A 24,157-nucleotide genomic window follows, 5' to 3' on the forward strand; every position below is an offset into this window, starting at 1 on the left:
CGATGATCGTGCTGGACGCCGAAGCGATAACGGTAACTGCCGGCAGCAAGCGGCTGGTCGACGACGTCTCGCTCGCCATCCTCGCCGGTCAGGTGGTGACGCTGGTCGGGCCCAATGGCGCCGGCAAATCGACGCTGCTGCGGGCGCTGTCGGGCGAGATCGTGCCGCGCGCCGGCCAGGTGCGTCTCGGCGGAAAGGAGATCCGCACCCTCGGGCCAGCGGCGCTGGCGCGGCGGCGGGCGGTGATGTCGCAGAACTCGACGGTGGCGTTCGCCTTCACCGTCGCCGAGGTGGTGCGGATGGGGGCCGGCGAGCGCCAGGGCCCGCGCATCGAGGCGTTCATCGACGCAGCCCTGGCCGAGGTCGACCTCTCCGGCTTCCGCGAGCGGATCATCACCACGCTGTCGGGCGGCGAGCAGCAGCGCGCCCACTTTGCCCGCGTGCTGGTGCAGCTCATGGTCGGCGCCGAAACCGAAGGCCCCGGCCTGATGCTGCTCGACGAGCCGATCGCCGCGCTCGACCTGCGCCACCAGCTCGACATCGCCGATTCGATGCGCCGCTTCGCCACCCGCGGCGGCACGGTGCTGGCGGTTCTGCACGACCTCAACATTGCCGCCCGCATCGCCGACCGCATCCTGGTGCTCGACCGCGGCCGGCTCATCGCCGACGGGCCGCCGCAGGCGACCGTCACCGAAGCGATGCTGCAGGCGGTGTTCCGGGTCGGCGGCGCGGTCGGGCACGTGCCGCCGCCGGGCACGCCCTTCGTGCTGCCGCACGCCATGCGGGCGATGGTTTGAACGGTTTCCGGTTGATCCGCCGGAAACCGTATCAAATTTTCATTTCTCTCCGTCATGAAAGCTATCGCAACAAGAGCGTGGGGATGGTCGAGGAGCGCAACAGGTCGGCAGTCTTGCTGCCGAACAGCAGGCTGCGCAGTGGCGAGTGACCAAACGCGCCCATGATGAGCATATCGATGGCCTGTTCTTTGACCGTCTTGGCAATGGTGCTTTCCGCATCGCCTGGGATCAGCGCGGCGGTGACGTCGAAGCCCGCGGCCTCCAGGGTGGCTTTGGCCCAATCAAGCTTTTCTTGATGGCGTCCTGGGTTTCCTTGCCCGACATCAGCAGGCAGATCGGCAGCCCCCGGAACAACGGACTCTCTGCCGCCATCTCGACGCCACGCCGGGTGATGGTGCCGCCATCGAAGGCGATCATCACGCGCCGCGGCTCCTTGAAGTCTTCGGTCACGGTCAGGATGGGCTTGCGAAGAGAGAGATAGCCCCGCCTATCGCGCGATGGCGTGATCGTTGATGTTCTGAGCCAGAGGGCTTTTGGACACATGACGATTTCAGAGCTTACGCTTAAACCCAGCATCGACGATTCGGTTCGGCGGCATGAGGTGTCAAGACGGCCGAGAGCCTCAAGTACTTTGTGCTCCACCAACTGCTCACGGTTATCGGCTTCGTCGACTGGGCGATGGCGGGGCGACAGCTTTCTGTTCGAGCGACTGCACGAATGCTCCGATCCGGCCGACGTCGCGTCCAAGAGGACGAACCGGTTGCTGCAGCGCGCCGGTGCCAAGGGGCGCCATTTCGAAGTGGGCCACTCGCTCCGGCACGGCGCGAGGGATCTGATGAGCGACGAGGATATCGAAGAAGAGGCCAGCCGCCTGCAGATGGGTCACGAACTCGGAGATGTTCACGATCGGTTTGGGCGCCGGGCCGAGTTTCGTCGCGCGGAGTGTGCTGCCCTTGCGCACATGGCGCTACCGGCCGGCATCGAATGGTCCGTTTTCCGTGGGCTCGATTTCGAGCGGATATCGAAGAATCCGCGCCCTTATACCAACGGCCGCGAATGCGGACCGTTGGTTCCGGTCGCGGATTTTCGCGAAATCTCTGATTTCGGATGAGAAAATCCGCGAGAGCCAACGGCCCCACGCGTCAGCGTCTGGGGCCGTTGGTATTATAGGGCGTCGGCGAAAGCCCGCTCCTTCGAGCATCCGCCGATCTCGTTGAACCAGGCGGACGCTCCAAATTATTGAGTTGTCGCATTCTCTTCCGCGAAACCGGTTTCCACTTTTGCGGAGAATGCTCTAGGCTCATTGTTGTCGGACTGGGTGTCTTGTCCATGCCACGCTGACGCCCTCCTGTCCTCCACGGCTTAGGTCGATCAGATCGCGAGGTATTTGTACATTAGATCCTCGCTCTCCAGCACCTCCTTCGCGGTGCCGTCGAAGGCCACCTCGCCGGTGTCGAGGATGACGGCACGGTCCGACAGGTTCAGAGCCGCAACCGCGTTCTGCTCGACAATGATCGTCGTGATGCCGGCCTCGCGCACCTCCATCAGCGCCTTGGCGATGTCGTGGCGCACCACCGGCGCCAGCCCTTCATAGGGCTCGTCGAGCAGCAGCAGCTTGACGTCGCGCGCCAGCGCGCGGGCGATCGCCAGCATCTGCTGCTCGCCGCCGGACATGGTGACGCCTTCCTGCTTGCGGCGTTCGGCCAAGCGCGGGAACAGCTGGTAGATGCGCTCGAACGACCAGCCGCGCTCACCGGAGATGATGGAGAGCTGCAGGTTCTCCTCGACCGTGAGGCCGGGTATGATGCGGCGGTCCTCCTGCACCAGCTGGATGCCGGCACGTGCAGCGACATAGTTCGGCTTGCCGTGCAGCGCAACGCCGTCGAGCACCACCTCGCCGCTGCGCAGCTCCGGCGTCGAGGCACGGGCGATGGCCCTGAGCGTCGAGGTCTTGCCGGCGCCGTTGCGGCCGAGCAGCGCCAGGATCTGGCCCTTCTCCAGCGCGAACGAAACGTTCTGCACCACGTAGCTGTCGCCATAATAGGCATCGAGCCCGCGGCATGAGAAGAACGGCGCGGCGTTGGCGGGCGCCGTGCGCGGGCGCTCAAGGGTCTGAACGTTCATACCTGCTCCTCGCCGAGATAGGCCTCGACCACTTTCGGGTTGCCCTTGATCTCGTCAGGCAAGCCCTGCGCGATGACGCGCCCGCCGGCCAGCACGGTAATGCGGTCTGCCAGCGAGAACACCACGTGCATGTCGTGTTCGATGATGACGATCGTCATGCCGGATTCCTTAAATTTCCGGAGAATGTCGATCGTCGCGTTGGTATCCGCTCGGGCCATGCCGGCGGTCGGCTCGTCGAGCAGCAGGAGCTTGGGTTGCTGCACCACGCTCATCACCAGCTCCAGCCGACGCTTGTCACCGCGCGACAGCGCCCCGGCAAGGTGATTGAGGTGGCCGCCGAGGCCGAGATCGGTCAGCGCCTTGGTGGCGCGGAGGCCGGTCTCGCTCCGGTCGCCAAAGCGCGACAATAGCCTGAGGCGGAACGCGCCGTCGCGATGTGACAGCATCGCCATCATGACGTTCTCGACGACCGTGAGGTCGGCGAAGATCTCCGGGGTCTGGAACACCCGCGCGACACCGAGCTGGTTGATCTCGAACGGACGCCGTCCGGTGAGTTCGGTGCCGGCGAGCAGCACCTTGCCCTTGGTGGGCTCCAAGCCGCCGACGCAGACATTGAGCAGCGTCGACTTGCCGGCACCGTTCGGACCGATGATGGCGTGCGTCTCGCCCTCGCGGATGTCGAGATGGACGTTGCTCAGCGCGTCGAGGCCGCCGAAGGTCTTGGAGACGTGGTCGATGTGGAGAACGATCGGCTTGCTCATGATGCTGTCTCCCTCATCGCCTTGGCAGACTCACGGGTTCGCGATGTGTGATCGTCCGGCGGCATGTCCTCGATCACACTCTCGCCGATCGCATCGCGCTGCGGGGAATCGCCGAGCGACTTGACCTTCGGGGTATGCTTGAGGCGGAGCAGTCGCATCACGCCTTCCATGATGCCGCCGGGCAGGAAGATGACGACCAGCATGAACAACAGGCCGAGCGTCAATGCCCAACCCTCGCCGACGAACATGCCGAGCACGCTCACCACATTGTCGCGCAGGTCGTCGGGAAGGAAGGAGAAGATCGCGGCGAGCTGGACGTCGTTGTAGGACGAGAAGATGTTCTCGAAATACTTGATCATGCCGGTGCCGACCACCGGGCCGAGCAGCGTGCCAGCGCCGCCGAGAATGGTCATCAGCACCACCTCGCCCGACGCCGTCCACTGCATGCGCTCGGCGCCCGCCAAGGGGTCGACCGCTGCGAGCAGCGCACCGGCCAGGCCGGCATACATGCCGGAGATGATGAAGGCGGTGAGAAGGAACGGTCTCGTGTTGTAGCCGGTGAAGCCCATGCGCTTCTGGTTCGACTTGATGGCGCGCAGCGTCATGCCGAACGGCGAGCGGAACACCGCGATCGACAGGCCAAAGGCCGCCACCAGCACCGCGCCGCAGACATAATAGCCGGCCCAGCCGGTCATCTGCAGCCCGAACAGCGAGGGCGCGGGCGAGACGTAGCCGAACACGGCGTCGACCACGCGCGGATCGTCGCGCAGCACGCGAAGGCCAGTCTCGCCATTGGTGATCGGCGTCAACACCGAATAGGCCATGTTGTAGCACATCTGCGCGAACGCCAGCGTCAGGATCGAGAAGTAGATGCCCGATCGGCGCAGGCTGACATAGCCGATGGCGAGGGCGAGAATCCCGGCAAACAGCACCGCGAGCAGGATCGCCGGAACGAGGTCCATCGAGACCAGCTTGAATGACCACACCGCGGCGTAGGAGCCGACGCCGAGAAACGCGGCGTGGCCGAAAGACAGATAGCCGGTGAGGCCGAACAGGATGTTGAAGCCGATGGCGAAGATGCCGTAGATGGCGAACTTCTGCAGGAGGTCCGGATAGCCGGCGCCGATCGGCTCAAAGATCACCGGGCCCAAGGCCACCATGACGGCGAAGCCGATCAAAAGGGCGAAATCGGCGAGCTTGCTGGCGTGTTTCATCTTATCAGCTCTCCATCACACCCTTGCGTCCCATCAGTCCGCGCGGCCGGACCAGCAGGACGGCCACCGCCACGAGATAGATGATGATCTGGTCGATGCCGGGGATCAGCGCCTTAACCTCGTTCATCGACGCGAACGACTGCACAATGCCGAGCAGGAAGCCCGCCAGCACCGCGCCGGGCAGCGAGCCCATGCCGCCCACCACCACCACCACGAAGGACATCACCAGGAAGTCCATGCCCATGTGGTAATCGGGCGGCAGGATCGGCGTGTACATCACGCCGGCCACACCGGCGACGATGGCGGCAATACCGAACACGATGGTGAAGCGCCGCTCGACATTGATGCCGAGCAGGCCGACCGTCTCGCGGTCCTGCATGCCGGCGCGCACCACCATGCCGAAGGTGGTGAGCTGCAGGAAGGCGAACACCGCGCCGATGACGGCGAGCGAGAACACCAGATAGACGATGCGCCAGTAGGGGTAGACGATGGTCTCGGTCAGCGAGAGGCTGCCGGAGAAGATCTCCGGCGCGGTCTGCGGAATCGGATTGGCGCCGAAGATCTGCTTGACGATCTCCTGCAGCACGATCGCGAGGCCGAAGGTGACGAGAATCTGGTCGGCATGCGGACGCTTGTAGAAGAAGCGAATCAAGCCGCGCTCCAGCACCACGCCGATCAGCAGCATCACCGGAATGGCCAGCAGGATGGAAACCGGCACCGAAAGGTCGATGAGGAAGCGCCCCCAATCGCCCAGAAGGTCCTGCACGAAGGGGGTTCTGATTTCGAGCGGCGAGCCCCACGGTGTGGTCTGCGTCGGGTCGATTCTGACGGTTTCGAGCGTCAGCAGCTTGTGCAGCGTGACCGCGCAGAAGGCCCCGAGCATGAACAGCGCGCCGTGCGCGAAGTTCACGACGCCGAGCGTGCCGAATGCCAGCGTAAGCCCCAGTGCGATCAGCGCATAGGCAGCCCCCTTGTCGAGGCCGTTCATGATTTGCAGGATGAGTGCGTCCATTCGCCGCCAACCTCGTATTTGGCCGGGAGCAACGCTCCGGGCCCGCCCGTTCCGGGTGTGTCACCGCGATGTCGAAGACGTCGCCTTTTACCGAGGCCGCCGCGATGCGGCGACACCTCATGCCCAACGGCCCAGAATGCCTGAGGCAATGCCTGCGGCATTGGGCCGTCGTCCATCTCGTCGAATTTCCCATCCGGAATCGGAGATGAACGGAGAGCCGGCGATCATGGCCGACGCTTGGTGGCTACCGCCGTAATTATCCAAGGGAGGCGCCGACGCACAGCTGGATCGGCGGAACGCTCGACCGATCGGCCGCGCCTCGCAGAGGGCGCGGTCGACCGGTTGTGTCGGTTCACACCGTAACCTGAGTCAGCGCCAGTGCCGACTGCAGCTCAGCACTTCTTCGCAGCCTTCGACCCGAGATCGCCGCCGAAGATCGCGGGATCGTAGGTCACCTCCGCCGCCGGCACGATCTTCTTGATCGCGAGCAGGTCGTACTTGTCCTTCGGGTTTTCCTTGCCCTGCACGACGAGCACGTCCTTGAAGCATTGGTGGTCGGCGGCGCGGTAGAGCGTCTTGCCGTTGCCCATGCCGTCGAACTCGAAGCCTTCCAAGGCTTCGATCACCTTGGTGGGGTTGAAGGTGCCAGCGCGCTGGCAGGCGTCGGCGTAGAGAATGGCCTGCACGTAGCAGGTCTGGGCGGCCTGCGAGGGCGGCATGCCATAGGCCGCGCCGAACGACTTGGTGAACGCCTTGGTGGCAGCGTCCTCGAGCTTCCAGTCCCAGTTGGCGGTGCCGATGATGCCCTTGATGTTGTCGCCCGCTCCTTGCGCCATCAGTTCGGAGAACAGCGGCACCACGATCTCGAACTTCTTGCCGTTGGCCATCTTCTCGCGCAGGCCGAACTGCACCGCCTGGGTCAAGGAGTTGATCATGTCCTTGCCGTAGTGGTTCAGAATCAGCACGTCGGCGCCCGAGTTCAGCACCGGGGTGATGTACTGCGAGAAGTCACCGGCACCGAGCGGGGTGCGCACGGTCTTGACGGTGGTCCAGCCCAGCTTCTCGGTGGCGTCCTTGATCGATTCCTCCTGGGTCCAGCCCCAGGTGTAGTCGGCGGTGAGGTGATAGGCGGCGCGGTCCTTGCCGTACGCCTCCGCCAGCACCGGACCGAGCGCCAAGCCCGACATGTAGGCGTTGAAGAAGTGGCGGAAGCCGAAGGCGCGCTTGTCCTTGCCGGTGGTGTCGTTGGAATGGGTGAGGCCGGCCATGAAGATCACGCCGGTGTCCTGGCACAGCGACTGGACCGCGACCGCCTCGGCGGAGGAGGAGCCGCCGGTGATCATGATGGCGCCGTCCTTCTCGATCATGCGCTTGGCGGTGGCGCGCGCCGCATCGGCCTTGGTCTGGGTGTCGCCGCTGACGAACGCCACCTTCTTGCCGAGGATGCCGTTGCCCTTGAGCGCCAGCGGCTTCATGGTCTTCAGCAGGCCGCCGTCGCCCTCGCCATTGATGTGTTTGACGGCGAGTTGGAGCGCACGCAGCTCATCCAGGCCCTCGTCGGCATAGGGGCCGGTCTGCGGCACGTTGAAACCGAAGGTGACGGTCGAGCCCTTCGGCATATTGCAGAAATCGTCGGCCCACGCATCGCGAATGAAGAAGGTCGGCGCAGCAAGCGCACCAGCGCCGGCGAGACCTGCCTTGAGAGCGGCTCTGCGATTCAGGCGAAATATCCGATCGGTCATTTAGAGTCTCCGTGGGTTTCCTTGATACGTCTTTTATCGTTGTTTATAGCCGAGATGGGACTTATGTCTCGTTCTATTTAGATTTATACCTGCGGCTACGTATTCAATAAAGGATTTTAAATTCATTTAACAATACAGTCAATTACTACGATGGTCGAATGACGCCGAATGTCGTATGTGCAGTGCAGCAACGTCCAACGGAAATATTTTACGCACGACCAGGTTATGGAGTTCGACTCGCCGAATACAAGGTCGCAGCGCGATCCCCCCGCGCGCAGGGCGGGCTCCCCTCGGCTCGCTGTCGTGTTGGTCGTGGGTCACCGGCCAACGAACCGACGGGCGATCAGGTGGTCCAACGACACCAGGCCGGGGCCGCGGGCCAGCACCACGAGGAGGCAGGTCGCCCACACGCCGTGGGTTGGCCATGCGCCCGGATAAACGAAGATCTGGATCACCGCGGTCATGACGAGCAGCGCCAGAGCCGACGCCCGGCTCGCCAGCCCGACCACCAGCAGAGCCGGGAACAGGTGCTCGGCGATCGCTGCCGCGTGGGCGGCGATCAGCGGATCGACGAACGGCAGCTTGTAGTCTTCGCGAAACAGCACCACGGCGCTGTCCGACAGGGCGAAGCCGTCGACCTTGGTCTGGCCGGATTGCCAGAACACCGCCGCGGGAAACAGTCGCGCGCAGAGCCCGACCACGGCATGGGGAATGCGGTCGAGCAGGGACACGGCGCGGCGCACCAACCTCAGCGGGGCGGACGCCGGCGACGGTACGGACACGATGTCGGTCACGACGGAACCTCCGAAGCATGAATGGCGGCGATGAGCCGGGTCTCGATCAGGTCGGCCAGCGCGGCGGTGAGGTCGAATGCGGCGGCGTCGGCGAGCGCCGTCTCGATGGCGTCGGCGACGGATTGACCGGCGGCGAGCGCAGCGAGGAAGGCGCCACCGCCGGGCGGCAAGCGGCGGACGACGACGCGATGGCCGTCGCGCCCCACAAGCGCATCCTGTGGTCGCCAGTCGTCGATCGCGGCGAGCGGTGCCTCGCCGACGTTCATCGCCCAGATCGTCACCAGAGGATGAAGCGAGCGGATCACCGTGGTGCCGGGGAGCAGCGTCGCCCGCGCCGCGCCGAGTTCGCCGGCGTGGAGTTCGGCGAACGCCGCGGCGTCGAGCCCGTCGGCGTCAACGGCGTGATAGGCGTGCGTGCGCGCCGCCTCAAGCCGCGCCACGTCGGCGAGAAAGGGCAACTCGGCCACCGGCGCGAAGGTTTCGAGGAACGCCGGCAGGGCGTCGCCATAGTGCATCATCAGCGGCGAGCGCGGCGGATGGGCGCGGACGAACACGCCAGCCATCGCGCGGAAGAACTCGTCGCCGACAATGGCGCAAACCGCCGGGAAACGTGCCTCCAGCGCCTCGACGAGCCCGACCACGACATTGTTGCGATAGACCGCGAAGCGCTGCGTCGGCGCGCCCGTACGGCGTGAGACGAGGCCGGTCGGCACCGGCAGGGTCGGGTCGAGCAGCGCGGCGGCGAAACCATCCTGCCAGGTCATGACCCGCCTCACGCCACTGACCGTGCGGCCGCCGCATCGGCGAGCCATCGTTCGGCGGCGGCCGCCTCGCCGCGCAGGATCGGCCAAGTCGGCACGTCGTTGTCCCATTCGATCAAGGTCGGCAGCGGGCCGGACCGGGCGAGCACGTGCCCGTAGAGCGCCCAAACCGGATCGGGAACCGGCGAATCGTGCGCGTCGATCAGCAGCGGGACGCCCCCCTCGTCCTCGGCGACGGCATGGCCAGCGAGATGAATTTCGCCGACGTCGGCGAGCGGGAAGCCGGCAAGGTAGGCCTGCGCATCGGTGCCGTGGTTGACGGCCGACACGAAGACGTTGGCGATGTCGAGCAGCAGGCCGCAGCCGCTGCGCCGCACCACCTCGGCCAGGAAGTCGACCTCGGCGATCGTGCTGTCCGCGAACAGCACATAGGTCGCCGGGTTCTCCAACAGCATGCGGCGCCCAAGCACGTCCTGCACCTCGGCGACATGGTCGGCGACGCGGGCGAGCGTCACGGCCGTATAGGGAATCGGCAGGAGATCGTTCAGAAAGACCTCGCCGTGGCTCGACCAGGCGAGATGCTCCGAGAAGCTCTCCGGCGCGTGGCGGTCGCAGAGGCGACGCAGCCGCGCAAGGTGCGCGCGGTCGAGCGGACGGTCGGCGCCGATCGACAGGCCGACACCGTGGATCGATAGGGCGAAGCGCTGGTGCAGGGCGGCGAGCTGGGCGTGGGGCCGCCCGCCGTCGCCCATGTAGTTCTCGGCGTGGACCTCGACGAACCCGATCGGTCCGGGATCGGCAAGGATGGCGTCGAGATGCTGCGACTTGAAACCGACGCCGGCGCGGGCGGGAAGCGTGGGGGTGATCATCGCGATGTATCCGGGCGGGGGAAGGAGGCGCGGCATCGCCGCGCCCCGATGCCGATCAGCTCTTCACCGGCTCGAGCGAGCCCGTGCCCTTCGGCGTCTTCATCGTGGTGCAGGTGCCCTTGGGGACGTACTTCCAGGCGTTGCCCTGGTAGTCTACCTTCGATGTGCCCGCGCAGGTCGTGCCGGGCCCGGCCGCGCAGTCGTTTTGCCCCTTCAACGCGACGCCGAAGCACTTCTCCTTGGCGGCGTTCTTGCCGGGGTCTTGGGCGCCGGCCGGAACGGTGGCGAGTGCCAGCGCAGAGGCCAGCGAGCCAGCGAGGGCGAGGGTGGCGGTGCGGCGGTTGGTGCGGCGGTTCATGGGTGGTCTCCTCGAGTGCTGGTGGATCGGGTCGCTGCTGGCCGTTGGGCGGCCACACGACACCCTTCGGCCACGCCACGCACTCCGTTACGCCGCTCACGCGGCTGTGTCCGGCGACCGCGTCGCGAACACAGCTGCGCAACCGGGCGCCAGCAGCCTGTAACGAACCGCGGTCTGGCAACGAAGAGGGGACGAATGACGGCCGACGACCGCGAACGGCAGTGGGCCGACTGGATGGTCGCCGGTCTCGGCGGCGACGAAGCTGCCTATCGCCGGCTGCTGACCGCGCTGGCGCCAGCGCTGCGCGGCAAGGTGCGGCGCGCGCTGGCCCGCTGGGGCGTGCCGGACGCAGATGCGGAGGACATCGTGCAGGACGCGCTACTCGCCATCCATCTGAAGCGTCACACGTGGCGCCGCGAGGATGCGATCGGTCCTTGGATCGAAGCCATCGCCCGCTACAAGCTGGTCGATGCGCTACGCCGCCGCGGCCGCCGCGGCGAGGTGCCGATCGACGGTCTCGGCGATTTCCTGCCGGGCGACGACGACCCGGCCGAAAACCTCGGCCGCCGCGACGCCGAGCGGCTGGTCGATCGGCTCGGCGGAACGCAGGGACGCATCGTGCGCGCCGTCGCCGTCGAGGGAACCAGCATCCGCGACACGGCGCAGTCACTGGGCATGAACGAGGGCGCCGTGCGCGTCGCGCTGCATCGAGGGCTGAAGACGCTGTCGAAACTCTATCGGGTGGAGCCGTGAGGACTGACGATCTCATTTCTGCGTTGGCGGCCGATCATGCCGTAGAGCCGGGACCGCGCGGTCTGGTCGCCGCGGCGATCGCGGTCGGGGTCGCCGTCGCTGCCGTCCTGTTCGTGGTCGCGCTCGGGGTGCGGCCGGACGCGGTCGCCGCGCTCGGCACGCCGCGCTTCCCGCTGAAATTCGTGCTGACGTTGGCGCTCGCCGTGACGGCGACGCGGTTGCTGCTGGCCCTGGCGAGGCCCGGTGCCGATCCGCGCCGCGCGGCGCGCTGGCTGGCTCTTCCGACGATCCTCGTTTTCGTCGCATTGGTCGCCGAACTGTTGGCGGTGCCGGCGGACGCTTGGTCGGCAAGGCTCGTCGGCCGCAATGCGGCGGTCTGTCTCGTCGCGATTCCGTCGCTGGCGATCGCGCCGGTCGCCGCCTTGTTCGTCGCGCTGCGGCGCACGGCACCGACCGCCCCGGCCCGCACCGGCGCCGTCGCCGGACTCGCCGCCGGTGCGCTCGCAGCGACGCTCTACGCTGCCCATTGCCCCGACGATTCGCCTCTGTTCGTCGCGACCTGGTACGGCCTCTCCGTCGCGCTCGTCACTGTCGCGGGTGCGGCGCTCGGCGTGCGGTTGTTGCGCTGGTGAGCGGGTCTTCAGCATGCCCCGCGCAAGTGGAGCAGATTGGCGGGCAGCGGTCACCTATGTGTCGGCGATCGACGACGGTCGCGTGCTTGCGGTTGGACGACGCGCGCATGTGCGCGGCCACGCGCTTGGCGACCTTGCCGCTTGGCGACCTTGGCCTCGGTGCGCGCGCTGCACAAGCCGTTCGCGGTGGACGCGGTGATCATCATGGCCGCAAGAAATCAGGCTGCCCTCACCCGGATCCCAGACCAAGCCACCACGCGCCCATGATGATCACCGCGTCCGCCGCGATCAGCCCGGCGGTCACCGAGCGGCCGGTGGCGGCGTAGGCGCCGGCCCCCGCCCCCACCGCGGCAAGCCGCAGCGCCAGCGGAATGGCGGCGAGCCCGCCGGTCGGGAACAGCACCATCCGCGCCGCCAGCCCGGCCACCATCGCGGTGGCCACCGCCCGCACGAAGCGGAAGCCGAGGCTGCGGTCGTCGATCCGGTTGGCCACGGCGATGCCGAGAAACCGCCAGACATAGGTGGCCGCGGCCGCCGCCAGCACCATCGCATAGATGGCAAGGTCGCTCATGCCCGGCGCTCCCAGGCGAGGCCGGCGGCGAACGCCACCGCGCCGCCGATCGCGCCGGTCAGCATCAGGTCGAAATCGGGCGCCGCCACCGCCATCGCCGGCCCGAGCACGAGGCCGGCGGCAAACGCCAGCTTGTCGACGACACTTCGCGCCGTTCGCTCCAGCGACAGGAGAAAGAACACCGGCGGCAGGAACACCAGCCCGATCACCAGCGGCTCGGCCAGCCGGCCGGCCACCACATGGCCCAGCGCCGTCGCCGCCGCCGAGGCGACGATCAGCGCATAGGACATGCCGAGATAGAAGCCCGGCCGCTCGGCGCGCGGAATGTCGGGCAGGTGGCGGAAGGACTCCACCCACACCGTCTGCGCCACGAAATGGGCGCACCAGAACTGCGTGCCCACGCCCATTCGCGGCGCCCGCAGCACCGGCATCAGCGACACCACCATCGGCATCAGCCGCACCGCCGACAGCGACACCGCCAGCAGTGCGGCGAGCGGCGAAGACCCGGCGGCGACGGCCCCGAGCAGCACCACCTGCCCCGGCATCGCCCAGACCAAGAGCGTCGCCAGCACCGCGGCCGGCAGCGGCCAGCCGGCATCGTGCGCCAGACCGCCGAAGCCGACGAAGGAGGCCATCAGCACCAGCATCGGCGGGCCGAAGGCAACGCGGATGCCGGCGGCGAGCGGGGCGTTGTGCGAGGTCATTCGGGAGAACCGGGCCATGGACCGCCAGTGGTCCTATCTGGCCGATTCTCGGCGGCAAGAGGAAGCCGACATTCCTAGAACCGCTTCATGGGCACCAGCTTCAGGCGTCGTCCCGGGCTTCGCAACGCGAAGACCCGGGACCGTACGCAGACAGGAACCCCTTCTGAACCCGATCCCGGCTCCGCTGACGCGGGCCGGGATGACAGGACACCGGATTGGCGCGCCGCCTTCACGCCTTGATCAGCGGCACCTTGGGCACCGAGCTGCGCGCCGGGCCCGGTCCGCCGCCCTTGGCGGCCTTCGGCTTGGCCTTGGCCGACTTGGTGCGGTAGGACGTCTTGCGCTTGCGCGGTTTCTTGACCGGAGCCACCGGATCGGGCTTCGGCGTCACCGGCCCTTCGAGAAACTCGAAGCCGAGCCTGCGGCCGCCGTCGACCTCCTCGACCACCACCTTGACGTGGCCGCCCGTGCGCAGGCGTCCGAACAGCACCTCGTCGGCCAGCGCCTTCTTGATGTTCTCCTGGATGACGCGGCCCATCGGCCGCGCGCCCATCTGCTCGTCATAGCCGCGCTCGACCAGCCATTCGGTCGCCGCGGGCGTGAGCGCGATCGTGACGTTGCGGTCGGCGAGCTGGGCTTCGAGCTGCAGCACGAACTTCTCGACCACCAGGGCGATGATCTCGGGCGACAGGTGCGCGAACGGGATCACCGCGTCGAGACGGTTGCGGAATTCCGGGGCAAACATGCGGTTGATCGCCTCGGTATCGTCCCCTTCCCGCTTGGTGCGGGTGAAGCCATAGGCCGCCTTGGCGAGGTCGGCTGCCCCGGCATTGGTGGTCATGATGATGATGGTGTTGCGGAAATCGACCTGCTTGCCGTTGTGGTCGGTCAGTTTCCCGTGGTCCATCACCTGCAGCAGGATGTTGAAGAGATCGGGATGGGCCTTCTCGATCTCGTCCAAGAGCAGCACCGAGTGCGGGTTCTGGTCGACCGCGTCGGTGAGCAGGCCGCCCTGGTCGAACCCGACATAGCCCGGAGGCGCGCCGATCAGCCGCGACACGGTGTGCCGCTCCATGTACTCGCTCATGTCGAAGCGGGTCAGCGGCACGCCGAGCACGGAGGCGAGCTGCTTGGCGACTTCCGTTTTGCCGACGCCGGTCGGCCCCGAGAACAGATAGGAGCCGATCGGCTTCTCCGGCTCGCGCAAGCCGGCGCGGGCGAGCTTGATGGCCGAGGCCAAAGCCTCGATCGCCTTGTCCTGGCCGAACACCACGCGCTTGAGCGTCTGCTCCAGATTGGCCAGCACCTCGGCGTCGTCCTTGGAGACGGTCTTGGGCGGAATGCGCGCCATGGTGGCCACCACCGCCTCGATCTCCTTGACGCCGATGGTCTTCTTGCGCCGGCTCTCGGGCTGCAGCATCTGCGCCGCGCCGGATTCGTCGATCACGTCGATCGCCTTGTCCGGCAGCTTGCGGTCATGGATGTAGCGCACCGCCAGATCGACCGCCGCCTTGATCGCCTCATTGGTGTAGCGGAGCTTGTGGAAGTCCTCGAAATACGGCTTCAGCCCCTTGAGGATCTCGAAGGCGTCCTCCGGCGTCGGCTCGTTGACGTCGATCTTCTGGAAGCGGCGCACCAAGGCGCGGTCCTTCTCGAAGTACTGGCGGTACTCCTTGTAGGTGGTCGAGCCGATGCAGCGCACATTGCCGGAGGCCAGCGCGGGCTTGAGCAAATTGGAGGCGTCCATCGCCCCGCCCGAGGTGGCGCCGGCGCCGATCACCGTGTGGATCTCGTCGATGAACATGATGGCGCCGGGATAGTTCTCGATCTCCTTGATGACCTGCTTCAGCCGCTCCTCGAAATCGCCGCGGTAGCGCGTGCCGGCCAGCAGCGCGCCCATGTCGAGCGCGAACACGGTGGCGTTCGACAGCACCTCCGGCACCTCGCCATTGACGATGCGCCGCGCCAGCCCCTCGGCGATGGCGGTCTTGCCGACGCCGGGGTCGCCAACGAACAGCGGGTTGTTCTTCTGGCGGCGGCACAGCACCTGGATGGTGCGCTGGATCTCGGAATCGCGGCCGATCAGCGGATCGATCTTGCCGTCGCGCGCCTTCTTGTTGAGGTTGACGCAATAGGCTTCGAGCGCGTCGCCCTTCTTCTTGGGCTCGTCGCCCGGCTTGGTGTCGGCCTCGTCCTCGACGCCGCGCGCCGGCCGGCTCTCCGACAGGCCGGGCCGCTTGGCGATGCCGTGGCTGATGTAGTTGACGGCGTCGTAGCGCGTCATGTCCTGCTCCTGCAGGAAATACGCGGCGTGGCTCTCGCGCTCGGCGAAGATCGCCACCAGCACGTTGGCGCCGGTCACCTCCTCGCGGCCGGAGGACTGCACATGGATCACCGCGCGCTGGATGACGCGCTGGAAGCCCGCGGTCGGCTTGGATTCGTCGCTGCCGTCGGTGGTCAGATTGTCCAGTTCGCTGTCGATATAGTCGACCAGGGCGCGCTTGAGCTTGTCCAGGTCGACATTGCAGGCCCGCATCACCGCCGCCGCGTCCTGGTCATCGACGAGGGCGAGCAGCAGGTGTTCCAGCGTCGCGTACTCGTGATGGCGTTCGTTGGCCAAGGCCAGGGCGCGGTGCAGGGACTGTTCGAGGCTGCGGGAGAAACTGGGCAATGGGGGCTCCTATTTCTTCTCCATGACACACTGGAGAGGGTGCTGGTGTTTGCGGGCAAAGTCCATCACCTGCGTGACCTTCGTCTCCGCCACCTCATAGGTGTAGATCCCGCACTCGCCGACGCCATGGTGGTGGACGTGCAGCATGATGCGCGTCGCCTCGTCGCGGCTCTTGCCGAAGAACCGTTCGAGGATCAGCACCACGAACTCCATCGGCGTGTAGTCGTCGTTCAGGATCAGCACCCGGTACATGTTCGGCCGCCGGGTCTGCGCCTTGGTGCGGGTGATGACCGCCGTTCCCGGCCCCTGCGGCGGCGCGGGCTTTCCCTTGTCGGCCATCCCCTTGCCGGCCATCGCCCGCGGGCGAGCCGCCGCGGTGCCGAACCGATCGATCGAAGAGAACTCCTGAATCATGGGCGAGCCGGGGGCACGAGGACAGCGATCTGGTGACGGGTCTTCACTCGGGTAGCGGAACATCCGGACAGAGGAACATCCGGGTAGCGGCACATCGCGGCTTTCGCACGGCGCCTGGCTTTGGATCGTCGCTCGTACGCACGGCCGACGGACCCGCGGCCCTGGCGCCACCGATCACCGTTCTCTTGACTCATAATAGTTGCTGCCCCGGTGCGCCGCCAGTGCGGCCGGTCTGGCGCCGGACAGGGAACGCGCCGAGCAGGACCGCAGGAAGCCGGCCGGCCGGTCACATGACGGTGAGCAGGTCCGGCGGGGACGGCCGCACGCAAGGGCGGGTGCACCCGCTTGGCGCCGGTCTGGCGCCGCGCCGGCATGAACCAGCGAGACATCATACCAACGGCCCCAGACGCTGACGCGTGGGGCCGTTGGCTCTCGCGGATTTTCTCATCAGAAATCAGAGATTTCGCGAAAATCCGCGACCGGAACCAACGGTCCGCATTCGGCCGTTGGTATAAACCGAAGCATTTTATGCAAATGAGGATGCAGCCTTGATGAAAATAGCAAGATGGACTCGCCATATTGGACCAGCGGAAGGATTATCCACACCGGCATACACTATAAAATTCGATGCATAAAGGTTAACCAATCGTTTCGTCGCCACCCATGTTTTATGCGGCCGACCTAACCGATCCGATACGTCTTATGTGTAAGTTTACACAACAGCACGCACCGGAGGGCACACGATGGTCCGTTTTTGGCGTTCCGAATCCGGCAATGTCGTCGTCATTTTCACCTTGGCGGTGATCCCCGTCCTCGGACTGATCGGCGCCAGCGTCGACTTCAGCCGCAAGTCGCATGCCTTGTCGGAGATGCAGATCGCGGTGGACTCCGCCGCGCTGGCACTCAGCAAGATGCCGCTGAACACGCCGCAGGGCACCTTGGAGACCAAGGCCAGGCAGTATTTCAACGCCAACTTCAACGAGGCCAATGTCGGCGACGTGACGCTCACGGTCACCCCCAACAAGGGCGAACTGGCGGTGTCCGCCGCCACGACCATGTCGCCGACCGTGACCATCCTGTCCTCGGTGACCTCGATGCCGCTCGCCGCCAACGCCACCGTGAAGTGGGGCAACGGCAAGCTGCGCGTCGCCCTGGCGCTGGACATCACCGGCTCGATGAACAGCGCCAACAAGCTCAACGCGCTCAAGACCGCGACGAAAGGTCTCCTCGAACAGCTCGAGGCGCTCGCTGTGAACGACGGCGACGTCGAGGTCGCGATCATCCCCTTCAGCGAACTGGTCAATGTCGGCACGGCCAACAAGAACGCGACTTGGCTCGACTGGACTTCCACGAACGCCGAATACGGCACCTGCAGCAAGAATTCCTCGACCAACGTCAGCCGGAAGCGTTGCGCGAGCGCCGGCGGCACTTGGACTCCGTCGACCAACAAGAACGCCTGGAAAGGCTGCGTGACCGATCGCGGCCTCTCCACCGGGCCGAACCCCGCCACCGCCGGCGCCGGCTACGATCAGAAGATCGACGCCACCGATACGTCGGTCATCGCCTCGAAATTCCCTCCGGCCTCCCCCTCGCTCGACAGCTATTGCCCGACGACGACGATGATCGGTCTCAACCACAATTGGTCGTCGTTGAAATCGACCGTGGAGAACCTCACCGCGGCCGGCGCCACCAATCAGCCGCTCGGACTGGTGTGGGCCTGGCAGGCCCTGGTGGGCGGCGGCCCGCTGACGGCGCCCGACAAGGATCCCCAGTACAAGTACAACGAGGCGATCGTGCTGCTGAGCGACGGCCTCAACACCCGAAACCGCTGGGAAGGCAACGGTTCGAACACCTCGACCGCAGTCGACAAGCGGATGTACGACAGTTCGAACGGCGGCAAGGGAACCTGCGCCAACATCAAGGCCACGGACATCACGATTTACACGATCCAGGTGAACACCGGGAACGACGCCCGATCGACCCTTCTTCAGAACTGCGCCACCGACGCCGGCAAGTTCTACTACCTGACCTCGGCCTCGGAGATGGTGACGGTGTTCGACGAGATCGCCTCGGAACTCGCAAGCCTGTACATCGCCAAATGAGCGACCGCCGGGTCGGCGATCGGAATACGGCCCGAAGGCTCGATCAGCCGGAACCCGTATAACGCCAAAAAGCCCGGCTCATCGGCCGGGCTTTTCCATCTTGCGCACGCTGCGCGTCGCAAGAGCATTCTCCGCAAAAGCGGGAACCGGTTTTGCGAAAGAGAATGCGACAACTCAAGAAACTGGAGCGTCCGACCGTTTCAGTCCGACCGGCGGACGCTCAAGAGCATTCTCCGCAAAAGCGGGAACCGGTTTTGCGAAAGAGAATGCGGCAACTCAAGAAACTGGAGCGTCCGACCGTTTCCGTCCGATCGGCGGACGCTCTGTCCGAGGTGCCGGCCCCATCCCGCGGCCGCTGACCGCTGACCCTGGACGCGGAGTTCCGCGAAATCCCTGAATTCCGGAAAGAACATCCGCGAGGATCAACGGCCCCACGCCGCGGCGTGTCGGGCCGTTCGCATCAGGACTTCGGCGTCAACTTGCCGAGCACGTTCTCGTAAGGCTTGTAGGCTTCCTTGGCGAGATCGGTGTAGAGCGCGCCGAGTTTGGTTGCCTGCGAAATCATGCTTTCGTAAGCCGACTTCACATAGTCGGTCTGGATCTCCATAGCCTTATCGAGCGAGCGGGCGCCCAGCAGTTTCTCGGCCGCGGCCGACCCCTGCTCGAACGATTTCTTCGAGTAGTCGACCATCTCGACGGCGATCGCCTGCGCGCTCTTAGTGACTGCACTTACGGACTTTACCGCAAGGTCGACGTTTTCTTTTCCGAGCTTCTGAATTTCGTCAAAATTCTGGAACATCTGGGCTTCCTCTCTTTCGGCTTCAGCGCCGCAAGCGCGGCGTTTCAGCGGCGTTTCAGCAATGGCCCCGCCCCCCATGGTGGATACCGCGATGCAGCATTTTGGTCAAGATTTTATACCGCACTGCAATATACCGATGCCTTTTTTGAAGTCTCTTAACACCCCGTTAACCCACCGACCCCAGACTTGGGGCATTTCCCGCGTCGCAGATGCGTCCGGGCTGGCCCGGACGCCCGCAGGAACCAGCCCACGGAACCGGCCAACCAACACGGCCAACGGATCACGCCGTGATCACGCCGCGCCGCATCTGCCGCACATGGTGAAAATGGCCGCAAGGATCGCGGCTGCAAAGGACAGCAACGGACCGCGCCAATGAATGTGCTCGCCTCTGGACAGAGTTTGTTGCCTTTCGCCATCCGCGTCATCGCCATCGCCGCAGCGCTCGGCATCGCGCTTCCCGACCCGGCGGATGCCCGCGCGAAGCACCGCCGCGGCAAGCCCTCCGCCGCCGCCGAGCAGCGCAGCCGGGCGCCGGCATCGTCCGAGCAGTGGCGCACCGGCTATGCCGCCTTCGTTGTCGATGCGAACACCGGCAAGGTGCTCCACGAGAGCGCGCCGGACGCGCTTCGCCATCCGGCCTCCATCACCAAGATCATGACCCTCTACATGCTGTTCGAGCAGCTCGAGGCCGGCCGCCTCAAGCTCGACAGCCAGCTTCCGGTCTCGGCGCGCGCCTCGGCGCAGGAGCCGACCAAGCTGGGCCTCAAGCCCGGCTCGACCATCGAGGTCGAGGACGCCATCAAGGCCCTCGTCACCAAGTCGGCCAACGACGCGGCGGTGGTGATCGCCGAGGCCGTCGGCGGCGACGAGGCCTCCTTCGCGACGCTGATGACCCGCAAGGCGCGTGCGCTGGGCATGTCGCGCACCACCTTCAAGAACGCATCGGGCCTGCCCAATCCCGAGCAGGTGACCACCGCCCGCGACCTGTCGGTGCTCGGGCGCGCCATCCAGGAGCGGTTCCCGCGCTATTACCGCTACTTCTCCACCCGCCAGTTCGTCTGGCGCGGCGGCACCATCGCCAACCACAACAAGCTGCTCGGCCGGGTGGAAGGCGTCGACGGCATCAAGACCGGCTACACCCGCGCCTCGGGCTTCAACCTCGTCACCTCCGCCAAGCGCAACGGCCGCCACATCGTCGGCGTGGTGCTCGGCGGCCGCTCCGGCGCCTCGCGCGACGCCCAGATGGCAAACCTGATCGAGACCTGCCTGCCGAAGGCCTATGCCGGCGCCCCGATGGTTGCGCGCATTGCCGAGGTCGAGCCGGCCACCCCCATTCCGCAGCCGGAGCCGCGGCCGATGAGCCGCGAGCCGCTCGCCCTCGCCGCCGTTGTCGTGGCCGACCAGACGCCGACCGCCGCGATCTCGCGTCCGGCCCCCGGCTCCACCGAGCCGCTGCGTCCAACCACCGTCCGTTCCGTCCCGGTCGGCCCGGTCACCAACACCGCGCCGCTCGGTGCGGTGGTGGTGCGGGCCTCGGCCAATTCGGTGTCGACCTACACCACCGCCTCGGCGTCGGCGGCGCCGGGCCAGATCGCCCCGGCGGTCATCACCATCGCCCCCGAACCGGCACCGCATACCCTGGATGCGCAGGTCCGCGCCTATGCCGCTACCGCTCAGCCGAGCCGGCCCGGGGCGATCCAGGTCGCCTCGGTGCAGGTCGCCTCGGTGCAGATGGCCGCTCCCCCGTCACCTCCCGTCCGTCATGCCGGCCGCAGCGCGTGGATGATCCAGATCGGCGCCTTCCAGGCGGAATCGCAGGCGCGCGACAAGCTGCGCGAAGCCCAGACCCGCAACAAGGGCCTGCTCGGCAACGCCGATCCCTTCACCGAGAAGGTGGTCAAGGGCTCGACCGCGCTCTACCGCGCCCGCTTCGCCGGCTTCGACGAGGAACGCGCCCACGAAGCCTGCCGGGTGCTCAAGAAGTCCGACTTCGCCTGCATGCCGCTGCGGAACTGATACGGTTTCCGGTTGATCCCTTCGGGATCCCGGAAACGGGCTCGCCGAAAACCTCTTGTTCGGAAAGAGGATTTTCGGCGACCGGAATACGAAACTCCGGCCTGTTCGGCCGGATTTCGTATGATACCGGCCTGCGTCGACGGGAACCTGCGGTCTGGGCAGTCTAGAGCATTCTCCGCAAAAGTGGATACCGGTTTTGCGAAAGAGAATGCGACAATTCAAAGAGTTAGAGCGCCCGATCTGATGCAGTCAGATCGGGTCGCGCTCTAGCCGGAACAGTCCCGGTCATCGCCGGGCTCGTCCCGGCGATCCCGACACCCTGGTCACCCGTCCGTCGCCCTCTTGTCCGACACCGCCGCGATCCCATCGAGATCGCCGGCACAAGCCCGGCGATGACCACGGCGCGAGCGCACACGCGCCGGACGCCGGACGCCGGACGCCGGACGCAATTCAATCGCGCCAACGCCGCGTGATGTTAAACCAAAGATAAAGGATTACCGACAATATTAGATGAACGAGGCGCATACATGCCTCGGTTCAGGGTTCCTTCGCGCGTGGAGTATCAGCGATGGTGCCGCAGAAGTACGTCCTTGGCTTCATTGACGCGGGACGCCAGCCAATCGGTTCCGCCCTGGTCGGGGTGCAGCCGCTTCATGAGCGTCCGGTGCGCCCGTCGAATGTCCTCGGCGGCGGCTCCTGGCTCAAGGCCAAGGATCTCATAGGCCTCCTGCTGGGTCATCGCGCCGTCGCGCCCTCCCTCACCGCGCCCCGCTGCCGCGTCCGCCTCGCCGTGTTCACGCCAGCCGGGCGCCCGGCGGTCAAGATACGCTTCCAGTAGCGCGCGGCTGTCGCCATCGGCGTCGGCGTAGAGATCGCCCAGCTCCGCCAGGGTCAGGTCGTCCAGGGTCCGCCCCTGGTGCGCCCCGGCGGTCACGGTTCCGCGCATCTCGCCGCTGTCATGGTCGAGCTCCATGTCGAGCAGAGCGGTGCGGGCGCGCGAGCTTTGCCCGGTCGAGCGCTGGGTCCGCTGGCTCCAGCCCGCCGGCCGGTTCGGCAACCAGCCGAGCAGCGACAGCCCCAGGAACAGCAGCGGTACCGCAACGACGAACCGTCCGGTGACCGCGAGCAGCACCCCCGCGGCCAGCGCCACGCCGCCGCCGATCTGCGACAGCCGGGCGACCAGCGTCCGGGCATCGAGCTTGGCCAGCCGGTCGAGCCCCCACAACGCCAGCAGCAGCGCAACGATGCCGATCGCCAGCGTCATCATGGCGCCCGCATCTGCTCCAGCAGCAGGCGCGCCCCCCGCCCCTCGCGGTCGGCCAGCGCGGTGAGCGCCCGGCGTCCGCCCGAGGCAAAGGCCGCCACCGCCTGCAGCAGCGCCCGCAGCTCCGCCGCCGAGCCGGGTCCGAACCGGCAATAGGCGCCGCGCGTCAGCCGTGCCACCTCGCGGAACGCCTGCTCGGCGACCGGGTCCGCCCCCTCCTGGAACAGGAAGGCCGGCACGCCGCGCAGCGCCAGCGGACCGGCGGCGGCGCAGAGATCGTCGAGCGATTCCTCCATGGCATCGCCGACGAACGCCAGCGCATGCACCCGTCCGCGCAGGGCCTCCTGGCCGGCATGGCGCAGCACGCGGGCGATCTGGGTGTGGCCGCCGCGGCAGTCGATCGACGTCATCAGCCGCTCCAGGCTGGCGGCCTCCGACACCCACCGCGAGGCCCGGCACTCGCCGAGACCGCGGTAATAGACGAGCTGCACTTCGAGGCCGGCCAGCGTTCCCGCCTCGCGGAACATGTCGGCCTGCAGCCGCATCGCCATGTCCCAGGTCGGCTGCCGGCTCATGGTCGCATCGAGCGCGAAGACCAGGCGTCCGCGCTCGCCGGCCGCCACCGCCGGGGCGCGGCTTCGCACCTCGGCGAGAAACGCCGCGACATCGCTGCCGCGCTCCAGGGCTTTGCTTTCGCCGGAAACGGCGACGGGCGCTTTGGTCTCTCGGCTTGCCATCAATGGACTCGAACTCAACGGCCTGCCCACTAGGTGGGGCTGGTGTGGCCATCAGGCAACCGCGCCGGCGGCGCTATTCGCCGGCCATCAGGCCGGGATCGGCGCCCGACCAGCTCTCGCGCGGCTCGGCGCGGCCACGGCCGCGCACGTCGAGCGGCAGGTTGAGGACGTCGAGCAGCGAGCGCACCTCGGTGCGCGCCGTGAAGTGCGACAGGTTGGGCTCGATGCCGAACAGCGAGCGGTCGAGCGTGTCGAGCACGGTCAGGCCGCGCGCGAACAGCTCGCGGTAGATCACCCGGTCGGACAGGCCGTTGGCCGGGCGGAAGTCGAGCGTCGAGGCCAAGAGCGACAGGCAGCGCTCCAGATTGCGGCCGTTGCGGGTCTCGAACTGGCCGACGCGGTTGCGCACCACGATCCAGTCGGTGGTGCCGCCATCGGCCAGCCGGCGCTGCCGGCGCGCCTCGCACACCAGCTCGGCATACTGGCTCACCGCGAAGATCTCGCCGCTCTCGGAATCGACCCGCGCCAGCACGTCGAAATCGATGAAGCTGTCATTGAGCGGGGTAATCAGCGTATCGGCCATGGCATGCGCCAAGCGCATGAGATAGCTGTCCGACCCCGGCGTATCGATCACCACGATGTCGTGGGTATGCTCCAGCGTGGTGATGGCCGCGGCAAACGACGCGAACTCGTCGGTCTCGTTGCGGTCGATCTCGTTGTGGGTCGCGCGGTCGACCGTGAAGTGATGCGACAGTTCGAGCTCGATCCCCATCCGGACGGCCAGCGCCCGGCGGTTTTCGACATAGCGCGTGAAGGACTTCTGCCGGCAGTCGAGATCGATGGTGGCGACGAGGTAGCCGGCCTTCATCAGCGCCACCGCCAGATGCATGGCGATGGTCGACTTGCCGGAGCCGCCCTTCTCGTTGCCGAGCACGACCACGTGCGCCCCGCGCCGACGCGCGGGCTCATTGGTGACCGGCACCGATTCTCGACGCATCGAGCACAACCCGAATCCGACGCAATGCATGGAATTGTCGGTGCTATGTACCTCTCCGGTCAAGC

General features: G+C 66.6%; 25 protein-coding genes and 1 pseudogene. 6 read left to right on the forward strand and 20 right to left on the reverse strand.

Translation table 11 applies throughout. From position 1 onward, the window contains the following. Window positions 1–2: 2 nt before the first annotated feature. A complete protein-coding gene (locus tag F1193_RS07450; RefSeq protein ID WP_150097055.1) occupies window positions 3–797 on the forward strand; it encodes a heme ABC transporter ATP-binding protein in 795 nt (264 codons plus the stop codon). A gap of 61 nt (window positions 798–858) precedes the next feature. Here the strand turns inward: F1193_RS07450 and F1193_RS17440 are convergent, their stop codons facing one another. Together F1193_RS17440 and F1193_RS17445 are read right to left on the reverse strand one after the other, a co-directional pair. Continuing rightward, on the reverse strand, window positions 859–1,131 hold the full coding sequence (locus F1193_RS17440) for a universal stress protein (RefSeq protein ID WP_342781791.1): 273 nt from the start codon (window positions 1,129–1,131) through the stop codon (window positions 859–861). Then, window positions 1,026–1,544 carry a hypothetical protein gene (locus F1193_RS17445; RefSeq protein WP_246164196.1) on the reverse strand — a complete coding sequence of 173 codons (519 nt, stop codon included), beginning with the start codon at window positions 1,542–1,544 and terminating at the stop codon, window positions 1,026–1,028. Before F1193_RS17445 ends, F1193_RS17440 begins: the two co-directional genes overlap by 106 nt. A gap of 13 nt (window positions 1,545–1,557) precedes the next feature. Between F1193_RS17445 and F1193_RS07460 the strand changes: the two genes are divergently transcribed. Then, complete coding sequence (locus tag F1193_RS07460) at window positions 1,558–1,908, forward strand: site-specific integrase (RefSeq protein WP_150097056.1); 351 nt, start codon at window positions 1,558–1,560, stop codon at window positions 1,906–1,908. A 260-nt stretch (window positions 1,909–2,168) separates the two neighbouring features. Here F1193_RS07460 and F1193_RS07465 read toward each other — a convergent pair whose 3' ends face one another. The 10 genes and pseudogenes from F1193_RS07465 to F1193_RS07505 form a co-directional block, all read right to left on the reverse strand. Beyond that, window positions 2,169–2,921: an ABC transporter ATP-binding protein gene (locus F1193_RS07465; protein WP_150097057.1), complete on the reverse strand. Its 753-nt coding sequence runs from the start codon at window positions 2,919–2,921 to the stop codon at window positions 2,169–2,171. Continuing rightward, window positions 2,918–3,193 carry an ABC transporter ATP-binding protein C-terminal domain-containing protein gene (locus F1193_RS17770; protein ID WP_425457218.1) on the reverse strand — a complete coding sequence of 92 codons (276 nt, stop codon included), beginning with the start codon at window positions 3,191–3,193 and terminating at the stop codon, window positions 2,918–2,920. Before F1193_RS17770 ends, F1193_RS07465 begins: the two co-directional genes overlap by 4 nt. A 9-nt stretch (window positions 3,194–3,202) precedes the next feature. Beyond that, window positions 3,203–3,604 (reverse strand): annotated as a pseudogene (locus tag F1193_RS17775) (ATP-binding cassette domain-containing protein); the annotation flags it as partial. 74 nt (window positions 3,605–3,678) lie between these two features. Beyond that, window positions 3,679–4,896, reverse strand: a complete 1,218-nt coding sequence (locus F1193_RS07475; protein WP_150097059.1) for a branched-chain amino acid ABC transporter permease — start codon at window positions 4,894–4,896, stop codon at window positions 3,679–3,681. A 4-nt stretch (window positions 4,897–4,900) separates the two neighbouring features. Next, window positions 4,901–5,908, reverse strand: coding sequence for a branched-chain amino acid ABC transporter permease (locus F1193_RS07480; protein WP_150097060.1), 1,008 nt, complete (start codon window positions 5,906–5,908; stop codon window positions 4,901–4,903). 392 nt (window positions 5,909–6,300) lie between these two features. Continuing rightward, window positions 6,301–7,650 carry a substrate-binding protein gene (locus F1193_RS07485; RefSeq protein ID WP_150097061.1) on the reverse strand — a complete coding sequence of 450 codons (1,350 nt, stop codon included), beginning with the start codon at window positions 7,648–7,650 and terminating at the stop codon, window positions 6,301–6,303. Window positions 7,651–7,967: 317 nt separating this feature from the next. Further along, window positions 7,968–8,435: a DoxX family protein gene (locus F1193_RS07490; RefSeq protein WP_425457219.1), complete on the reverse strand. Its 468-nt coding sequence runs from the start codon at window positions 8,433–8,435 to the stop codon at window positions 7,968–7,970. 5 nt (window positions 8,436–8,440) lie between these two features. Continuing rightward, entirely contained in the window at window positions 8,441–9,208 is a 768-nt protein-coding gene (locus F1193_RS07495; RefSeq protein ID WP_150097063.1) for an HvfC/BufC N-terminal domain-containing protein, read from the reverse strand. An 8-nt stretch (window positions 9,209–9,216) separates the two neighbouring features. After that, window positions 9,217–10,074, reverse strand: a complete 858-nt coding sequence (bufB, locus tag F1193_RS07500; protein WP_150097064.1) for an MNIO family bufferin maturase — start codon at window positions 10,072–10,074, stop codon at window positions 9,217–9,219. Window positions 10,075–10,129: 55 nt separating this feature from the next. After that, entirely contained in the window at window positions 10,130–10,432 is a 303-nt protein-coding gene (locus F1193_RS07505; RefSeq protein WP_150097065.1) for a BufA1 family periplasmic bufferin-type metallophore, read from the reverse strand. A 195-nt stretch (window positions 10,433–10,627) separates the two neighbouring features. Between F1193_RS07505 and F1193_RS07510 the strand changes: the two genes are divergently transcribed. After that, the gene (locus F1193_RS07510) at window positions 10,628–11,185 is read left to right on the forward strand and encodes a sigma-70 family RNA polymerase sigma factor (RefSeq protein WP_150097066.1); all 558 of its coding nucleotides are present in this window, start codon (window positions 10,628–10,630) and stop codon (window positions 11,183–11,185) included. After that, entirely contained in the window at window positions 11,182–11,817 is a 636-nt protein-coding gene (locus tag F1193_RS07515) for an NrsF family protein (protein WP_150097067.1), read from the forward strand. Before F1193_RS07510 ends, F1193_RS07515 begins: the two co-directional genes overlap by 4 nt. 229 nt (window positions 11,818–12,046) lie before the next feature. Here the strand turns inward: F1193_RS07515 and F1193_RS07520 are convergent, their stop codons facing one another. The 4 genes from F1193_RS07520 to clpS all read right to left on the reverse strand — a co-directional run bounded on the left by F1193_RS07520 (window position 12,047) and on the right by clpS (window position 16,117). Beyond that, window positions 12,047–12,388: an AzlD domain-containing protein gene (locus tag F1193_RS07520; protein WP_150097068.1), complete on the reverse strand. Its 342-nt coding sequence runs from the start codon at window positions 12,386–12,388 to the stop codon at window positions 12,047–12,049. Further along, on the reverse strand, window positions 12,385–13,092 hold the full coding sequence (locus F1193_RS07525) for an AzlC family ABC transporter permease (RefSeq protein ID WP_170263445.1): 708 nt from the start codon (window positions 13,090–13,092) through the stop codon (window positions 12,385–12,387). The genes F1193_RS07520 and F1193_RS07525 overlap by 4 nt, the downstream gene beginning before the upstream one ends. Before the next feature lie 229 nt (window positions 13,093–13,321). After that, a complete protein-coding gene (gene clpA / locus F1193_RS07530; RefSeq protein WP_150097070.1) occupies window positions 13,322–15,763 on the reverse strand; it encodes an ATP-dependent Clp protease ATP-binding subunit ClpA in 2,442 nt (813 codons plus the stop codon). Between the two features lie 9 nt (window positions 15,764–15,772). Further along, window positions 15,773–16,117: an ATP-dependent Clp protease adapter ClpS gene (gene clpS / locus F1193_RS07535; RefSeq protein ID WP_150097138.1), complete on the reverse strand. Its 345-nt coding sequence runs from the start codon at window positions 16,115–16,117 to the stop codon at window positions 15,773–15,775. An 803-nt stretch (window positions 16,118–16,920) separates the two neighbouring features. Here clpS and F1193_RS07540 point away from each other — a divergent pair. After that, window positions 16,921–18,279 (forward strand): TadE/TadG family type IV pilus assembly protein, encoded by a 1,359-nt coding sequence (locus F1193_RS07540; RefSeq protein ID WP_150097071.1) that lies wholly within the window; start codon window positions 16,921–16,923, stop codon window positions 18,277–18,279. A gap of 460 nt (window positions 18,280–18,739) precedes the next feature. Here the strand turns inward: F1193_RS07540 and F1193_RS07545 are convergent, their stop codons facing one another. Next, complete coding sequence (locus F1193_RS07545; protein WP_150097139.1) at window positions 18,740–19,078, reverse strand: phasin family protein; 339 nt, start codon at window positions 19,076–19,078, stop codon at window positions 18,740–18,742. A 399-nt stretch (window positions 19,079–19,477) separates the two neighbouring features. Here F1193_RS07545 and F1193_RS07550 point away from each other — a divergent pair, with 399 nt between their 5' ends. Then, window positions 19,478–21,094 carry a D-alanyl-D-alanine carboxypeptidase gene (locus F1193_RS07550; RefSeq protein WP_246164198.1) on the forward strand — a complete coding sequence of 539 codons (1,617 nt, stop codon included), beginning with the start codon at window positions 19,478–19,480 and terminating at the stop codon, window positions 21,092–21,094. A gap of 562 nt (window positions 21,095–21,656) precedes the next feature. Here the strand turns inward: F1193_RS07550 and F1193_RS07555 are convergent. The 3 genes from F1193_RS07555 to F1193_RS07565 all read right to left on the reverse strand — a co-directional run bounded on the left by F1193_RS07555 (window position 21,657) and on the right by F1193_RS07565 (window position 24,092). After that, complete coding sequence (locus F1193_RS07555; protein WP_150097073.1) at window positions 21,657–22,361, reverse strand: DnaJ domain-containing protein; 705 nt, start codon at window positions 22,359–22,361, stop codon at window positions 21,657–21,659. Continuing rightward, complete coding sequence (locus F1193_RS07560) at window positions 22,358–23,095, reverse strand: vWA domain-containing protein (protein WP_210247322.1); 738 nt, start codon at window positions 23,093–23,095, stop codon at window positions 22,358–22,360. Before F1193_RS07560 ends, F1193_RS07555 begins: the two co-directional genes overlap by 4 nt. Before the next feature lie 73 nt (window positions 23,096–23,168). Beyond that, a complete protein-coding gene (locus tag F1193_RS07565; RefSeq protein ID WP_150097074.1) occupies window positions 23,169–24,092 on the reverse strand; it encodes a division plane positioning ATPase MipZ in 924 nt (307 codons plus the stop codon). Window positions 24,093–24,157: the final 65 nt, after the last annotated feature.

It is taken from the genome of Blastochloris sulfoviridis (assembly GCF_008630065.1).
GTDB classification, from domain to species: Bacteria; Pseudomonadota; Alphaproteobacteria; order Rhizobiales; family Xanthobacteraceae; genus Blastochloris; species Blastochloris sulfoviridis.

Coding starts and splice junctions, on each gene's coding strand:
- F1193_RS07450 (WP_150097055.1), top strand. CDS start 3: ATGATCGTGCTGGACGCCGAAGCGATAACGGTAACTGCCGGCAGCAAG.
- F1193_RS07465 (WP_150097057.1), bottom strand. CDS start 2,921: ATGAACGTTCAGACCCTTGAGCGCCCGCGCACGGCGCCCGCCAACGCC.
- F1193_RS17770 (WP_425457218.1), bottom strand. CDS start 3,193: ATGAGCGTGGTGCAGCAACCCAAGCTCCTGCTGCTCGACGAGCCGACC.
- F1193_RS07475 (WP_150097059.1), bottom strand. CDS start 4,896: ATGAAACACGCCAGCAAGCTCGCCGATTTCGCCCTTTTGATCGGCTTC.
- F1193_RS07480 (WP_150097060.1), bottom strand. CDS start 5,908: ATGGACGCACTCATCCTGCAAATCATGAACGGCCTCGACAAGGGGGCT.
- F1193_RS07485 (WP_150097061.1), bottom strand. CDS start 7,650: ATGACCGATCGGATATTTCGCCTGAATCGCAGAGCCGCTCTCAAGGCA.
- F1193_RS07495 (WP_150097063.1), bottom strand. CDS start 9,208: ATGACCTGGCAGGATGGTTTCGCCGCCGCGCTGCTCGACCCGACCCTG.
- bufB (WP_150097064.1), bottom strand. CDS start 10,074: ATGATCACCCCCACGCTTCCCGCCCGCGCCGGCGTCGGTTTCAAGTCG.
- F1193_RS07505 (WP_150097065.1), bottom strand. CDS start 10,432: ATGAACCGCCGCACCAACCGCCGCACCGCCACCCTCGCCCTCGCTGGC.
- F1193_RS07510 (WP_150097066.1), top strand. CDS start 10,628: ATGACGGCCGACGACCGCGAACGGCAGTGGGCCGACTGGATGGTCGCC.
- F1193_RS07520 (WP_150097068.1), bottom strand. CDS start 12,388: ATGAGCGACCTTGCCATCTATGCGATGGTGCTGGCGGCGGCCGCGGCC.
- F1193_RS07525 (WP_170263445.1), bottom strand. CDS start 13,092: ATGACCTCGCACAACGCCCCGCTCGCCGCCGGCATCCGCGTTGCCTTC.
- clpS (WP_150097138.1), bottom strand. CDS start 16,117: ATGGCCGGCAAGGGGATGGCCGACAAGGGAAAGCCCGCGCCGCCGCAG.
- F1193_RS07540 (WP_150097071.1), top strand. CDS start 16,921: ATGGTCCGTTTTTGGCGTTCCGAATCCGGCAATGTCGTCGTCATTTTC.
- F1193_RS07545 (WP_150097139.1), bottom strand. CDS start 19,078: ATGTTCCAGAATTTTGACGAAATTCAGAAGCTCGGAAAAGAAAACGTC.
- F1193_RS07555 (WP_150097073.1), bottom strand. CDS start 22,361: ATGATGACGCTGGCGATCGGCATCGTTGCGCTGCTGCTGGCGTTGTGG.
- F1193_RS07560 (WP_210247322.1), bottom strand. CDS start 23,095: ATGGCAAGCCGAGAGACCAAAGCGCCCGTCGCCGTTTCCGGCGAAAGC.
- F1193_RS07565 (WP_150097074.1), bottom strand. CDS start 24,092: ATGCGTCGAGAATCGGTGCCGGTCACCAATGAGCCCGCGCGTCGGCGC.